General features: G+C 44.0%; 14 protein-coding genes. 5 read left to right on the top strand and 9 right to left on the bottom strand.

Annotated features, from left to right (window positions below):
- The 4 genes from QNH28_RS07475 to QNH28_RS07460 are packed head-to-tail and all read right to left on the bottom strand — an operon-like array spanning position 1 to position 4,353.
- Positions 1-429: an RbsD/FucU family protein gene (locus QNH28_RS07475; RefSeq protein WP_283910818.1), complete on the bottom strand. Its 429-nt coding sequence runs from the start codon at positions 427-429 to the stop codon at positions 1-3.
- Positions 430-441: 12 nt separating this feature from the next.
- Complete coding sequence (locus tag QNH28_RS07470) at positions 442-1,092, bottom strand: class II aldolase/adducin family protein (protein WP_283910817.1); 651 nt, start codon at positions 1,090-1,092, stop codon at positions 442-444.
- An 18-nt stretch (positions 1,093-1,110) separates the two neighbouring features.
- Positions 1,111-2,556 carry a rhamnulokinase gene (locus QNH28_RS07465; RefSeq protein WP_283910816.1) on the bottom strand — a complete coding sequence of 482 codons (1,446 nt, stop codon included), beginning with the start codon at positions 2,554-2,556 and terminating at the stop codon, positions 1,111-1,113.
- A 30-nt stretch (positions 2,557-2,586) separates the two neighbouring features.
- A complete protein-coding gene (locus QNH28_RS07460) occupies positions 2,587-4,353 on the bottom strand; it encodes an L-fucose isomerase (RefSeq protein ID WP_283910815.1) in 1,767 nt (588 codons plus the stop codon).
- Positions 4,354-4,591: 238 nt separating this feature from the next.
- On the opposite strand from QNH28_RS07460, the gene QNH28_RS07455 reads away from it, so the two are divergent.
- On the top strand, positions 4,592-5,362 hold the full coding sequence (locus tag QNH28_RS07455; RefSeq protein ID WP_283910814.1) for a DeoR/GlpR family DNA-binding transcription regulator: 771 nt from the start codon (positions 4,592-4,594) through the stop codon (positions 5,360-5,362).
- Between the two features lie 43 nt (positions 5,363-5,405).
- Here the strand turns inward: QNH28_RS07455 and QNH28_RS07450 are convergent, their stop codons facing one another.
- On the bottom strand, positions 5,406-6,074 hold the full coding sequence (locus QNH28_RS07450; protein ID WP_283910813.1) for an SGNH/GDSL hydrolase family protein: 669 nt from the start codon (positions 6,072-6,074) through the stop codon (positions 5,406-5,408).
- Between the two features lie 109 nt (positions 6,075-6,183).
- Here QNH28_RS07450 and QNH28_RS07445 point away from each other — a divergent pair, with 109 nt between their 5' ends.
- Positions 6,184-7,158 carry an aldo/keto reductase family protein gene (locus QNH28_RS07445; protein ID WP_283910812.1) on the top strand — a complete coding sequence of 325 codons (975 nt, stop codon included), beginning with the start codon at positions 6,184-6,186 and terminating at the stop codon, positions 7,156-7,158.
- Positions 7,159-7,216: 58 nt separating this feature from the next.
- On the opposite strand, the gene QNH28_RS07440 is transcribed toward QNH28_RS07445, so the two are convergent.
- Positions 7,217-9,892 carry a YhgE/Pip domain-containing protein gene (locus QNH28_RS07440; protein ID WP_283910811.1) on the bottom strand — a complete coding sequence of 892 codons (2,676 nt, stop codon included), beginning with the start codon at positions 9,890-9,892 and terminating at the stop codon, positions 7,217-7,219.
- A gap of 235 nt (positions 9,893-10,127) precedes the next feature.
- Between QNH28_RS07440 and QNH28_RS07435 the strand changes: the two genes are divergently transcribed.
- The gene (locus QNH28_RS07435) at positions 10,128-10,655 is read left to right on the top strand and encodes a hypothetical protein (protein WP_283910810.1); all 528 of its coding nucleotides are present in this window, start codon (positions 10,128-10,130) and stop codon (positions 10,653-10,655) included.
- Positions 10,656-10,747: 92 nt separating this feature from the next.
- On the opposite strand, the gene QNH28_RS07430 is transcribed toward QNH28_RS07435, so the two are convergent.
- Together QNH28_RS07430 and QNH28_RS07425 are read right to left on the bottom strand one after the other, a co-directional pair.
- The gene (locus tag QNH28_RS07430; RefSeq protein WP_283910809.1) at positions 10,748-11,707 is read right to left on the bottom strand and encodes a glycoside hydrolase family 43 protein; all 960 of its coding nucleotides are present in this window, start codon (positions 11,705-11,707) and stop codon (positions 10,748-10,750) included.
- A gap of 11 nt (positions 11,708-11,718) precedes the next feature.
- Positions 11,719-12,984, bottom strand: a complete 1,266-nt coding sequence (locus QNH28_RS07425; protein WP_283910808.1) for a glycoside hydrolase family 27 protein — start codon at positions 12,982-12,984, stop codon at positions 11,719-11,721.
- 326 nt (positions 12,985-13,310) lie between these two features.
- Here QNH28_RS07425 and QNH28_RS07420 point away from each other — a divergent pair, with 326 nt between their 5' ends.
- Together QNH28_RS07420 and QNH28_RS07415 are read left to right on the top strand one after the other, a co-directional pair.
- Positions 13,311-14,267, top strand: coding sequence for an ArsR/SmtB family transcription factor (locus QNH28_RS07420; RefSeq protein ID WP_042131966.1), 957 nt, complete (start codon positions 13,311-13,313; stop codon positions 14,265-14,267).
- A gap of 130 nt (positions 14,268-14,397) precedes the next feature.
- On the top strand, positions 14,398-14,556 hold the full coding sequence (locus QNH28_RS07415) for a hypothetical protein (protein ID WP_036675694.1): 159 nt from the start codon (positions 14,398-14,400) through the stop codon (positions 14,554-14,556).
- Between the two features lie 405 nt (positions 14,557-14,961).
- On the opposite strand, the gene QNH28_RS07410 is transcribed toward QNH28_RS07415, so the two are convergent.
- Positions 14,962-15,732, bottom strand: a complete 771-nt coding sequence (locus QNH28_RS07410; RefSeq protein WP_042185976.1) for a class I SAM-dependent DNA methyltransferase — start codon at positions 15,730-15,732, stop codon at positions 14,962-14,964.
- Between the last annotated feature and the right edge of the window lie 71 nt (positions 15,733-15,803).

Here is a 15,803-nt window from a genome sequence, read left to right as displayed (position 1 = left end):
TCAGGCCTTGATTACACCTTTTTTGATAATAATATTTCCATAAAGTGCTTCTTCACCTGTGACTACAACAGCATAACTTTGCTTAGAACGATTGTAGAAATCAAACCGCTCCTCATATTTAATCGTCGCTTCAGCGTCATGTTTGGTGATGATCGACTCGTAGGTGGACCAGATCACCGGCACCGTAGGATCTCCCTCAAAGACAGCCATAAACGCCACCTGATGTTCCACATAATGATCTAGTGGCAGCAGTTCCAATATTGCATCCAAAAGATCAGGTATCCCAATACCATCATATCTTAGTACTTTCGAGTTCAAGGAGTGTCCTGGATAATTAGCATCTGCCAGTACAAGCTCATCTCCATGACCCATTTCCATCATCACACGTACCAGTTCCGGAGATAGTAGCTTAGGAATTTTTTTTAACATCCAAGCACCTCATTACTTCCCATAAAAAGATCTCAATGCAACCAGCTCATCAATCCGATGCTGTGGCAGCTCTCTCTCCCCTTCAATCATACGCGTAATAAAGGTAATCTTGGCTGTATATTCGAGTCTCTCCATGTTCAGATAAGCTTCCATAACATCCGTTCCCCAAGTAAGTGCTCCGTGATTTTCGAGCAGGACCGCTGTTTTTTTGCCAAGGAAAGGCATCAGTGAGTCCGGAATTTCTTCCGTCGAAGGTGTTCCGTATTCCGCCAAAGGAATATCCCCAATCATGATAACCGACTCTGGCATCATCATTTTATCGAGCGCCTCACCTTTAATAGCAAAAGCTGTAGCATACGGGGGATGTGCATGAACCACACCCTTCATCTCAGGTAGCTCATTATAAATTCTCAGATGCATTTTAGTTTCCGTTGAAGGTCTGTAGCCTTCTGCCGCTTCAAGAACTTCACCTTGCAGGTTTACTTTTACAATCATATGTGGCTCTAAATATCCCTTACTTACCGCTCTGGGGGTAGTGAGAATTTCATTCTCTGATAACCGTGCAGAAATATTCCCATCATTGGCGGCGATGAAATCTTTATTAAACAAATTTCTGCCAATATCACAAATCTGCGAACGTAGTTTTTGTTCCAATGTATCCATAAGTTCTCTCCTCATATCCTATTTTTTAGAGTTCTTCACCAGAGAAGGCTGGTATGTCTTAAAGGCAAAAGATCGTGCCACGAACTCTTTCGCCTTAGAAACTTCCAATTTCCCCAGAGCAGCCAACTGGACAATAATATTGCCAATTCCACTGGCCTCCACTGGCCCTGCAACGACTTCTCTACCCGTAGCATCAGCGGTGAGCTGGCATAATAGCTCATTTTGAATCCCACCGCCAACCATATGAATGATAGTGACTGTCTTGCCGGTGATCTCTTCCATTTCTTCAATCGTTCTACAGTATGATTGCGCTAGGCTCTCAAGGATAACGCGTATAAACTCAGCTTTCGTATTAGGCGTCTGTTGCCCCGTTCGCTCACAATATTCCTTAATCCGCTGCATCATCACACCAGGTGTGCTGAAAAGCTGGTCATTCGGGTCAATGATCGCTGGCGCCCCATTAATCGTTTTGGCTAATTCAACCATTTCACTTTGACTAAGATTCTCTCCTGCTTTCGCCCAATTCCTTTGGAGCTCCTGCAAAATCCATAGTCCCGTTGTGTTTTTTAGCAAACGATTAGAATTACCGAAGCAGCGTTCATTTGTGAAACCATATTCATAGCTTTTCTCCGAAATGACCGGCTCAGGCGTCTCCATGCCAACCAACGACCACGTACCACAGCTTAAAAATGCTGCTTCATCCTTACAAGTATAAGGAATCGAAGCCACTGCTGAAGCCGTGTCATGGGAAGCGCCGGCTATCACTTTCATCGGGCCTATACTAAGCTCCTCTTGAATAACCGGTAGGATAGATCCAATAACCGTTCCCGGATGGACTTGATGTGGAACTAGACTACTCGGAATCCCAAGCCTGCTAAATAATTCAGAGGAGAGCTCTCCCGTAACAGCATCCACTAAGCCGCTTGTACTCCAGATCGTGCTTTCTGCTGCTTTAATACCAGAAAACAGATAATGAAATAGATCCGGCATCATCAAAATCGTATCCGCGGTCTCCATCAGCGAATCATTATCCTGAAAATCAGAGAACAGCTGATAAACTGTATTAATCACGCTTGGCTGAAGACCGGTCATACGGAATTGCTCTGCCGGTGACAGTAGCGCTTCCAATTTGAGACGGTGAGCCTCCATCCTCCGATCCCTGTAATGATGGGGGGAATAGAGCATCATTCCTTTTTTATCGATAAACCCGTAGTCAACTCCCCATGTATCTACACTTAAAGAAGTCAATTCTCCGTGTTGCCTAAAGGCTTTTTGAACCCCTTGCTTCATTTCGTGGAAGAGTCTCAGAACATCCCAATATAAATGCCCATTGATCTGTACCGGCGTATTCTCAAACCGATGAATTTCTTCCATTTGAAGCCTATCTTCATCATATATCCCCAGCATAACTCTTCCGGAACTGGCGCCGAGATCTATGGCTAGGAGCTTGATAGTATCACTCATTGTTCACCACACCTGCTTCACAGGAAGATTTTAGTAGAGCGGTCCGAAGTTCTGACAAGCTCTGTAATCTGCTCCCTCCAGATCTTCAGTACCAAATAACGACCATACCCGAGGTCTAAAAATACGTGATTCCTCAACGTTATGCATGCTGACCGGAATGCGCAGAATAGAGGCCAGCGTAATCAAATCCGCACCGATATGTCCATAACTGATCGCTCCATGATTTGCGCCCCAATTATTCATGACATCATAAACCGATTGGAAAGAACCACTATTGGTTAACTTAGGCGCAAACCAAGTCGTTGGCCAAGTCGGATCTGTTCTTTGATCCAGTGTATGGTGAACATCTTCAGGCAGCTCTACCGTGTGACCCTCTACAAGCTGAAGAACAGGTCCTAGCCCTTTAACCAAGTTCATACGTGCCATAGTAACTGGCATCCCGCCTTTGGTTAAATAATCCGTAGAGAAGCCGCCCCCGCGGAAATATTCTTGAGAAGCCGGGCGGAATTGGGTCTGGCTCAAACAAGCTTCTACCTCATCCTCCGAAATTTCCCAAAAAGGTTTTATCGCAGGTTTACCGTCTATCGTCTGCTCGCCCGTCCCATCCAGAGCAGCCGAACCAGAGTTGATCAAGTGTAGTATTCCGTGTGCTGCCTCCCCTTCCAATTGATGACCCGTTACTCGCTTAACTGCATCTGGACTCCAAAAGGTTCGGACATCCGCAAATATTTGTGCAGTATTCGTAAGCAAATAATTGAACAGCATCGTTACTCCGTTCAGGCTATCATTCTCTGTCGCAACGATATAAGGTGTACGTTTGCCGTTCCAGTCAAAAGAGGAGTTCATTATCGTCTCCATGAAATCCCCGTTAGGAAAATGATCCGTCCATTGGCGCTGCCCTTGGAAGCCACCCACAATCGCATTATGACCATTGGCCTCTTCCTCAAAGCCCAGCTCAGCGAGAACAGGATTGCCGATCATCAAATCACGGGCGATCAATGTCATTTTCACACAAGTCTCCCACTGCTTCTCTTTCTCATCATCACTTATTTGCAGATGCTTCGGATTATTATCGGCACCAACTTGGCAGTTTTCTTTGGTCCACGCGAGTGCTCGCTCATATTCCTCTTTATCATAAATCTCCTCTTCAAAGCGGCGGACATATTCTGACATATCTATATATTCATTACGCATTCCAAGATACTCTTGGAAGAACTGTTCATTCACAATCGATCCAGCAATCCCCATCGAAACAGAACCCATTGATAAATAGGATTTCCCTCTCATTTGAGCAACCGCCAGCCCAGCTTTGGCGAACTGCAGCAATTTAGTCTGCACATCCGCTGGAATCTCCTCACTGCTAGACTCCTGAACATCCTCACCATAGATACCAAACGCCGGAATTCCTTTTTGTGCATAAGCAGAGAGAACAGCAGCTAGATATACCGCGCCAGGGCGTTCCGTTCCGTTAAATCCCCAAACGGCATGCGGGATCGAGGCGTCCATATCCATCGTTTCAGAACCATAACACCAGCAAGGGGTCACAGTAATCGATACGCCAACATTAGACCCAGCAAATTTCTGAGCCGCAGCAGCAGCTTCCTTCACACCACCAATCGTAGAATCGGCAATGATGCACTCTACGGGGCGGCCATCCGGATAAAATAAGTTCTCTTCAATAAACTTAGCTACCCGCTGAGCCATACCCATGGTTTGAGCTTCTAATGATTCGCGAACTCCTCTTCTTCTGCCATCAATGGTCGGGCGGATACCAATTTTCGGATAGTTTTCTATCACTGCTGTTCCTCCTCAAGATCATCTTAGTATCATCGGTAATGGACCTATTTCTCCTTCATCATAAAATATGGAAACGCTTTAGTCAACATAAAACAACATATTTATAGATAAATTATGTGGTTTTATGTGGTATTAATATTATTATACTGTGGTATTATGTGAATATGAGGTTATTTCTTTGATTTATACAACAATGTAGTACACTAGGAAGTAGATGATGATAGAGGTGAGTGAACGGATGAAAGCATTTGAACGGCGGGATCTAATCATTAATGAGCTGTATAGACAAAAGAAAGTCCATGTCGCTCAGCTGGCGCAACAATTCAATGTCTCGGAAGAGACCATTCGGCGGGATCTGGATAAACTTGACAAGGAAGGACTTGCCAAGAAAAATTATGGCGGGGCAATCCTTAATGCCCACACGAATGAGGACCCTCCCTATGTGAGTAGACATCAGGTAAATATAGAGGCCAAACGTACGATAGCTGATCATGTTCTCCAATTAATTAATGATGGGGACAGTTTGGTGACGGATACAAGTTCAACAGTTTTTGAGGCTTTACGGAGAATTATAGAGGAGAAAAACAATCTGACGATTATTACGAATTCTTTGGTTGTATTATCCGAATTTCAACACTCCGGGCAAAAGCTAATCTCCACTGGTGGTATACTAGGGCCCGAGACTAGTTCCTTCGTTGGACATACCGCCTCGCAGACTATTCAAAAATATAATGTGGACGTAGCCATATTCAGCTGTAAAGCGTTGTCTATGACTGGTGGGCTCAGCGATTCGAATGAAGAAGAAAGTGAACTAAAGATTCTTATGCAACAGCAGGCGAATAAAGTAGTTCTGCTCGCAGATCACTCTAAGTTCGACAGAACTGCGTTCATTAAATTATTTAGTTTCGATAGAGTGGATTATATCGTTACAGACGAGAAGCCTTCTGAGGAATGGATCGAGTTTCTGAATAATTATCATGTATCTCTAATCTATGCACCCGCTGAGTAATCAGTAGGTACATAGATTAAGATAGGGTGAAACCCTTATTTCACTAGTCGTTTAAAAGACCGCTTTTCTCTACGATCTTCAGCCACTCCCCGGCAATCAGATCATGCCCAGCTGCTGTCGGGTGAACGCCATCCCACAGCCAGTAGGTTGCATCTGTTCTACGAGCAGCTGCTTCGAATGCTTCCTGTAAAGGAACAAACACAGCATTAAATTCCTCCGCAAGCTGCTTAACAACACCCTGATAATGAGTAATCCGCTCTTTCCATTCGTCCCATTGTTCTGCCGGAGCTCCGGTATTTAGAATAAAAGGCTCACACAAGACCAGCTTCGTTTGCGGAAGTACTTCCCCAGTTTCTTCAAGCACGTGACGGTACGCACGTTCAAAACGGTCCGTTACACCACTTGGTTCCCCCTTCATTGTTCTCCAAAGATCATTAACACCAATCAAAATACTGATAATATTCGGCTGAAGATAAATCGCATCCTCATTCCAGCGTGCATATAAATCGGAGATCCGATCCCCACTAATTCCACGGTTATAAAATACTAGATTCTGCTCCGCCCTTTCATTTCCTAGCTTGCCACCAATGATATATGCATAGCTATGTCCCAGAATATGATTGGGATCTTCATCACGACCACGGTTTCCATCCGTAATAGAGTCACCTTGAAACAAAATCACTTTCTTAGCTTTAGAAGTTGGAATAGTCATTACTACGATTCATCTCCTTGATCTCGTCTTTTACATGAAACATTCAAGTTGAATGTTCCATAGGATACAAGTAAAGTTAACATATACAACTCAAGGAGGGAAGATAATTATGAAATACAGAAGACTAGGCAATTCAGGACTAAAAATCAGTGAAATTGGCTTAGGCAGCTGGCTTACATATGGAACAGCAGCAGAGCAAAAGGCAGCAGACGCCTGCATTAGCAAAGCTTTTGAATGCGGTATCAATTTCTTTGATACCGCTAATGCCTATAACCGTGGTGAAGGTGAAAAGGCAATGGGCGCTGCTCTTCGCTCCTATGAAAGATCATCTTATGTGCTCAGTACAAAGGTGTTCTTCCCCATGGGAGATGATGTGAATAATCGTGGTTTGTCTCGCAAGCACATCATGGAGCAATGTGAAGCTAGCCTTCGCCGCTTAGGAACTGATTATATTGATGTTTATTTTTGTCATCGCTTCGACAGAGAGACGCCTGTGGAGGAAACCTTGCGCGCGCTGGACGACCTAACTGCACAAGGTAAAATTCTGTATTCGGCAGTAAGCGAATGGAGCGCAGCTCAAATTTCTGATGCCACCGGTATTTCACGCAGACTAAATCTTCGTCCGCTTATATCCAATCAGCCTATCTATAACATGTTCGAACGTTACATTGAAGACGAGGTACTTGAGGTATCTCAGCGTGAGGGCCTCGGACAAGTGGTCTTTTCCCCACTCGCCCAAGGTATTCTGACCGGTAAATACAAACCTGGACAACAGCCTCCGGCAGGAACCCGCGCAGCTGATGATTCGGTAAATGGCGTCATTCGCAGCTACTTCCGCGATGATGTATTGACTGTGGTCGGACAGCTGGATGAACTAGCTAACAGTCTTGATTTGAAGCTGTCGCAACTAGCATTAGCTTGGACCCTGCGGCAACCTGGCGTAAGTTCTGCAATTATTGGGGCCAGTAAGCCAGCACAGGTGGAAGAGAACGCCAAAGCTGTTGATGCCGTTTTATCCCCAGATACTTTGGAGAGAATTGAAGAGATTCTAAAGCCAGTTGCCGATTTCGCTCCAGCTAGATAATCTAAAAGAGGTTGCACCAAAAGCCACAGCAATTGGCTTAGGTACAACCTCTTTTTTCTTAAGAAATCAATTTGGATTCTTCGGCTTGTTCAGCTGCCTTTTCGATATAACGCTCCAGCGGCTTCTTGAGCGTAAGCGCCAGTAAGAGTGCTATTACACCGAATAGGATCAAATAAAGACAATCGCGAATCGCAACTTCCGGCAGAATTCCCCCTACCGCCTCCCGCATCAGACTAATCGCATAGGTAAATGGCATAAACGGATTCAACATTTGAAAGAAATGGCCTGTTGTACTGATTGGAAACGTACCGCCAGAGCTTGAGAATTGAAGCACCATGAAGACGATCGCTATCCCCTTCCCAACGTTGCCGAATACGGAGACCAGCGTAAATACAATCGTCACGAATACGATACTAATTAATACTGCAAAAAGGACAAACCACACCTTGTCCACCACATAACATTTCAGAATAAAGATATTACCAAGTACAGCCACCAGCGCTTGCAGAATCCCAACCGTAAGAAACGTCAGCAGGCGGCCAAAATACAATTGATACCGCTTGTACACCATCCCCTCAGTATCCACCCCCGTACGGAGAAGTGAAATAAGAAGTGTACCGCCGACCCATAAAGAAAGTACAACATAAAAAGGAGTCATAGCCGACCCATAATTCGGAATAGGATATAACTTATTCTCTTTTAATACTACCGGATTGGCCAAAAAATCACTTTTGCTCTTAATATCCCCTCCGAGCAGGTCAGCTATCTCTCCCAGATCCACTTCATCTTTGATCTGACGGATGGTGGCTGCTGCTTTACGAATCGAATCTTCCAGTATCGGAAGATCATTTCGCACCATATCCGCTGCAACCGCCACTCCCTTATCCGCACGGGGGAGACCTGTACGAATCAGATCAGAAATCTGATGCACCCGTTCCTCTACAGCCGGCAGATCCTGACGGACGAAATTTGCTGCTTGCTGTATCTTTTCTCCTGCAACAGGCAAGCTGCTCTGAATTAGCGGAAGTGTATCACGAACAAAAGTACCAAAGCTCTGTGTCTTATCTGCGACACCGCTAGCTGCTGTATGTACCGCTTCACGAATAGCTGGTAAGTCTTGCTGTAGACTAGCCAAGCTTGATTGTCCGAACTCAATCGCTGCCATGGTTTCTTCAAGAAGGGTACCCAGCGCCGATAGACGATCTGGAACTTGTTCCAGGGCAGTGGCTGTAGTCTCTGCAGCAGTGGATATTTGCTCTAATGTATTTTTAATAGCAGGGATCGTTGCCGTTTCATATTCGGAAATAAGCTTCGTAATGGCTACGTTCCCTTCGCCAGATTTAAGACCCAATTGCTTAACATGACTTGGATCAGGTTGACCCTCATTTTGTAGATCCGCTGCCAACGAGTTTACCAATGAAGTCTGTCTGCTCAAGGCATTGTTTACAGCCTTCAAGGTGCTAATCTCAGCATTGGGTACTGTTCCTGGTGAGAATGTATTCAGTGCCGATAACAAAGAAAGGGTATGGTCTATCACGTTACTTCCCGATACCAGCTGAGCGGATACCAACTCAAGTTGCTCGCGCACCGCTTGCGGCTCAACATCCTCTCCCTGTAGCAGTTCAGCAAGCTGAACTACTGCATTCTGCGTTTTTTGCAGCAGGGATATATTTTGTTTAAGGACGGCAGGTACCGCTTCAAACGCAGCATTACTCTTCTCTAAAAACTGCTGAAGCTCCAGAACAAAATCATTTCCCGCAGCTGCAATCTTGTCTGCTTTAGGGAGCGTAGTTAGGGCAGTGTTAACAACCTTATTTGCACCCGCAAGACCTTCCGACGCCTTGTCCATGATTTGTTCAACTTCGCCAAAATGTTTATCAAGTTGAACGATTAGCTGTGCTGCTTGTTCAATTTTGGGCAGCTTATCCTGCAGATCTCCTAAATGATCAGCAGCATTGGCAATTTGAGGCCAATGTTCAGCTATTTTTTCTAAAGCCAAACCCGCCTGCTCAACCTCAGGCAGCTTATTCTCCAGCTTAGAGATGCGCTCTGCCGATGCATGAATTTGCGGCCATTGCTCCTCAATTTTCAATACACGTTGGCCTGCCGTTTCAATCTCGGGGAGACTTGCCTCTAACTTAAACAACCCTTTTTCAACCTTGCGTATAATAGGTAATTCAGATTGGAACTTTGTATCGATTTCCTTTAAAGCAGTAAATACCGTCTCACTAATCGTTTCTGTAAAATTCTCACTGATCTGTGTTGTGATTGAAGAGGCGCCTTTATCCGTGATTTTAGGGGCGATCGCATTTATCTTCTCATTGACGGAGTATTCAATCTCTGGTTTCACGATCCTGCCTTCCAGGATTCCTGTCATTCTTTTGGAGAAATCAGCAGGGATGACAATACTCGCATAGTAGTCTCCACGTTTCACACCATTGTGTGCAGCTTCTGCATCTACGAAGGTCCAGCCTAAGCTTTTATTATTCCGAAGACTTTCCATGACATCATTGCCGATATTGAAGCTCTTATCCTTCACAGTGGTCCCTTCATCCAAACTGGTTACAGCAATCTTAATGCCAGAGGTATTACTGTAGGGATCCCACACCGCCGCAACGTTAAACCAATCATACACAGAAGGTAACACCACCAAAGCAGCGATTAGGAACACGGCCACAGGAACCTTAAATACATTGCGCCAGTCGTTCCTATAAATCCGCAGAATTCCACCCATTCGTTGCTCCCCCTAATCTGTATGTTTTGACATTTTAATATGCCCGAGGAGATAAACTTTTACTATCATTTTTAGTGGATTCATAACCGGCATCGTTTTTCACAAATATTTTTAAAAAATTGCAACAAAACCTGCTCGTTTAACGTAATAGAAGTATATAGCCCGTTTAGGAAAAAACGTAGCGGGTAATAAGATATATACAACCTTTTTACATATCTCAAGGGGGAGATTTCTAATGTTTAAGAAAAAGTCAGCGTATGTGTTACCGGTTGTTGTTCTATTGTTTCTTTCCCTAATTACTACTGCTAGTACCGTTGGAACACGAGTGGATGCGCAAGATAGTGGCAAGCCTCAGCAACAGACGGTATATATTCATACTATTCAATCCGAGAATGGCAAGCTTTCCATTACAGCCGATGAAATAAACTGGTATCAGGGTGCTGATGCTGACCGAGTCTTTGCCGAAAGAGACCCAGAAGGTGCAGCAGAAATTGGCGGCGCTCCAGACGGATATTATGTTGTTAATGATGTTGATACACTGACAACCTATCCGATCGCGGATAACGCAACAGTCACCATGCAAATTTATGATCACACTGGCAATATTGAGGACTTAGACATTCAATGGAACGAAGCGATCACCTTACAGCAATTTATCGATCAATTTAATAAAACGGATATTTTCGATCTAAGCCAGTTCCCTTATCACCTTACCATTCAGGACGGCGTAATTACTTCCATCGTGCAACAATATATACCTTAAGCAGCAACACATGACATATGAAAAAGAGGGTTGCCCAGCGGCCATTTACGTGGCTTATGGGTAATCCTCTTTTTTTGCAGTACGGATTATTTTTAGTGCGCATCCTTAACAGGAACTCCAAAATTCGGCGTGCCATCTTCATTCCAATGGAAGACCTGTGCACGAGTATGACGGTTTGGATCATAAAGAGGATCGCCAGTAATTTCTTTATAATTGCGGCAGTGGTAGATGAGCACATCTTCCCCATTTTCATTGACTGTAAAGCTATTATGACCTGGACCGAATTGTCCATTTTCTTCATTCGTCTGGAATACAGGATAGGGTAGTTTAGTCCATGAAGCTGCATCAAGAAGATCGCTGTCTTCATCCGCTACTAATAGTCCCATGCAGTAGTTGAAGTCGGTAGCACTCGCCGAGAAGCTGATAAAGATACGACCATTGCGTTTCAGTACTGCTGCACCTTCGTTTACTTTGTACCCAATAACTTCCCAGTCATACTCAGGAGTAGCAATCATAGTCTGAGGACCTGTGAGTGTCCACGGATTGCACATTTCAGAAATATACAGATTAGAATTACCCTCAATGTTCAAGTCCTTCTGAGCCCATACATAGTACAGTCTTCCTTTATGCTGAAACGTGGTCGCGTCCAAAGCGAATGATTCCCAAGCGGTCTTCACTTGACCTTTTTCTACCCATGTACCTTCTAAAGGATTGGCAGATGCATTCTCAAGCGCAAACATCCGGTGATCGAACAAACCATCCGTCGTCTCCGTAGTGCGTGCTGCGGCAAAGTAAATGTACCATTTTCCGTCTATGTAATGAATTTCCGGCGCCCAAATGTTAGCACTAAGCGGCCCCGTCTCATACTTGCGCCATGCTACAACCGGTTCCGCAGTAGTTAATCCTTCGATGGTTGTGGATCTTCTAACTTCGATCCGGTCGTATTCTGGCACTGAAGCTGTGAAATAGTAATAACCATCCGTATGTTTATATACCCATGGATCAGCACGTTGCTCCACCAATGGGTTGTTGTACACTCTACTCGTATACATAATCTCTCTCCTTATATAAGCTTTAACAATACAGAACCATGTGGTGGAAGAAACTGAGTAACCCCTTCATTAGTAACTTCCATGTCGTGGCTTTGCCATAGATCACGTATCGTTTTTGGAACTGAGACATTTAGCTTTTGGAACGATACCTGAAGTGTCGACTCTTTATCACTGAGATTAAACAACGCTACATAATGGTTACCTTGTTCATCCTGAGAAGTCCAGATCGTATACTCCTCATTCCGCTCTACATGTCTACCACCCTTACCAAAACGATGCAGATGAAGTACTTCCTTATTGGTTAACAAAGATAAGGTCCACTCATCATTGTCTCTAAGCTCTCCTCCGAACATTAAAGGGGAACGGAAAATAGTCCAAAGCGTCATCATGGTAACCTGTTCGTCAGGAGTAAACCTTGTAAATCGGTCTCCCCCGCCATCAACGGAACGAATCCCAAGATGACCTAACGGCAGCATATCACAATCCGGCCAATGGCCTGATTGAACGTAGGGAGCCCATTTCTCACAGCGCTCGAACATTCCACGGAGCAAATGCCAATGATCCCAATAATCGTCGGTCATTCTCCATAGGTTAGCATGTTCAGCTAAGTGTTCAGCCTCTTCTACCGGAGCAGGTCCAGGTGAAAGACTAAGCACCATTTGGCGACCGCAGCGGTCGATGGCCTTGCGGATCATAGCAACTTCTTCTTTGTGGTATCCATAAATACGGGAAGCGGCAATATCATCTACTTTTACATAATCTACGCCCCAACTGGCATATAGCTGGAAGAGAGAATCATAGTAAGCCTGACTGCCTTCTTTAGAAGCATCTACTCCATACATATCTGTATTCCACGGACAAATAGAATTCGGATGAGCGATATCGCGTGCGGTTTGCTCAGATCCTAGAATGGCACTGGCCGAATGAACAGCCTGACGTGGGATTCCACGCATAATATGTATGCCGAATTTCAACCCTAATCCATGCACATAATCAGCAAGTGGTGCAAAACCTTTACCACCCTTTGCCGAAGGAAAACGATTCTCCGCTGGTTGAAGTCTGGAATACTCGTCCATGACCAGCGGTACAAAGTTACGATATTGCGAAGAGTTCGCTCCAGGCTCATACCACTGAATATCCACAACAACATATTCCCAGCCAAACTCCTTCAAATAAGTAGCCATATATTCGGCGTTGCCTCTTACCTCTTCTTCATTAACACTAGCTCCGTAACAGTCCCAGCTATTCCAGCCCATCGGGGGAGTTGCAGCTAACATAATGATATTCACGTCCTTTTCTAAAACTTTCAGTTTAAAAATAGCATAGACCAAAAGACTTGTAAATGAGATTGTTTAAATCTTTTTATATTTTACTAAAATTAATTGTGAAATTAACATGATTCCGATGAATAATCACCTGATTTCGTGAATTCATTTCATTATTTTTTAAATTTAAATAGATTAAATGAAAAAACAGGAAAAAAACGCCCTTATTTTTATCATTCTACAAAATAAGGGAGGATGCTTTATTTATATGGTATATTAGTTTATAATTTCATAAAACAGTATTCATTTATGACCATTTGGAAGAAGGTATTGATAAAATGATCTATATTAAAGATTTAATGAGTGGTCTTGAAATATTCAAGGCGCTTAGTTCTGAAATCAGAATCCTCATACTCGAACTTTTAGCTACCAATCAAGCACTGAACCTGAATGAAATAGCTAAGAAGCTGAACCTCAGCAATGGCGCAATCACGATGCATATTAAAAAGTTAGAAGAAAGCGGTCTCATCGAGATAAACACATCCGTCGGCAAACATGGTATTCAGAAGGTCTGCTATTTAAATAAGGATAAGCTTATTGTTGATCTTCGCAGCAAGGATGTTGATAATCTCTACGAAGTAGAAATCCAAGTAGGACATTATAGCAACTATCAGGCTGTTCCGACCTGCGGGCTTGCTACCAAAGACAGCATTATCGGTGACTTCGACGAACCGCGCTATTTCGCAGATCCTCAGCGTATTGAATCTGAGATCATTTGGATGGCTGAAGGCTTTCTCGAATATAGAATTCCGAACTATCTTAAAGCTAATCAAACGTTCCGCGAAATCCAATTCTCGATGGAGATTGGCTCTGAAGCCCCTGGATCTAACGATAACTATCCCTCCGATCTTTATTTTTACTTAAATGGAATTGAAATCGGCTACTGGACTAGTCCTGGAGATTTCGGAGACACCCGAGGAACGTTTAATCCAGACTGGTGGCCTCCACATTTAAACCAATACGGTATGCTCAAACTGATCCGTATTAATAATGAAGGCAGCTTCATTGACGGCTGCCGGATTTCTGACGTAACCCTGGATGACATTCAGTTGGATTACAAGAGCGAGCTCACCTTCCGGATAGCCGTAACGGACAAGCCAGTAAACAAACGTGGGCTCACCATTTACGGCAAACATTTCGGAAACTATAGCCAAGATTTACTCGCACGTGTACTGTATGATGTACATGAAGTAGAGATTGGAGCTTCTCGTACTGCCGTTACCCTTTCCGAATAAAACAATGCCTAATCAAAAAGACCTTAGAACCAGCAATAACTGGTCTAAGGTCTTCTTTTGCTTAGTATATTTTTTTGAGTTTGACTCATAATAATCTTGTCTCCCAAACCACCGAGAAGGAGTGTTTCGAATGCGCGAAGGTCTAATTCCCGCTGTTCTTGGAACCGTCGTAACCGCTTCTAGCGCCGCTTTTCTTGGAAGCAAGTATAAGATGGCAGCAACAGGCGTACTTGGATTTGGTCTGGCTCATGTCGTATTGGGTGCCATTGATCTGTTTGAGCATCGGTAAGGATTGGAAGATGCCGGGTGGTATAAACACTGCCCGGTTTTTTTGATGTTCACATATTGGCGCAATTACAGCTACTTCTTCATACATGAAACATGAATTATGAATTATGAATTATGAATTATGAATCCATCATTTCATGGAGCATACGGACTCAGATGATGTTATTTGCATATTTTTAGCCTTTGGAACGTGTTTTCGGACTCCAGAGTCACTATTCCTTCGAAAAAGACGGCTATTAGGCGTTTTTTAGGCCAATTGATGCGATGGAGTCCGATAGCAACCAATATATCGAAAAATGCTGCGTTTAGGGTCCGCTGAGTCCGAAGCGATCATATAAAGACAAAAAAGAAGGGCTGTCTCACCAGCTATTTTCATAGCTTATGGGACAGCCCCTCTTAGCAATATTTATTTTATAGCAATATAAAATAAACGTTCCGCATCATCATCCGCCTCTATCCACTCGAAATCGGCGTAAGTCTTCACATCACTAAATCCAGCCTTAAGCAGTTCATCCTTCATCCACTGGGGATCGTAGGCACGTTGAATATGAGTTTCTTCGAAACGGCGATATACATCACTCCGTCCCTCTTCGCGAGCAAAAATGGACAAATGATGTTCTATTTCGCGGCGTGGAACGTCCATCTCACAAGTCCAAATATAGGACACCGATGGTTCGTCCAGAATAAAGGGCTGCTCTTCTTCATAACGGATTAGTGTGTTTGGATGATGCACATCGAACAGAAAGGTGCCGCCTTGCTTCAGACCTGCAAAGGTACTAGCAAAGACAGCTCTGATATCGTCTTCTTCCAGCACATAATTCAGACAGTCACAGAAAGAAATCACAGAATCCACGAGTTCTGGAAGCTCCCATTCCTTCATGTTTTGTCTAATCCAACGAACACTACCTTCACGCAAAAAGCGCCGTCCCTGGGGATGCTCCTCCATTTTGCGCTGTGCCACTGAGAGCATATCTGAAGATAGATCGATTCCGGTCATATGATACCCTGAACCCGCCAAAGGAATAGTGATACTTCCGGTGCCGCAGCCAAGCTCAGCCACGGTTACAGGCTTACCGTATTTGCTCCATGCGGTTTCAGCAAAGGAGATCCAATCAGGATACGGCATATCTGCCATCAGCTCATCGTATACATAAGCAAATTTCCCATAGGAAGACACTAGTACACCGCTTTCTATTACAACATTTAATATGATTCTGTTATTGACCCATCAAAGCATAAACGCCCTCG

Source organism: Paenibacillus sp. G2S3 (assembly GCF_030123105.1).
In the GTDB taxonomy this organism is placed as follows: Bacteria; Bacillota; Bacilli; order Paenibacillales; family Paenibacillaceae; genus Paenibacillus_AQ.
The sequence above is the reverse complement of the archived record's forward strand: the minus strand, read 5'-3'. Positions and strand labels throughout refer to the sequence as shown.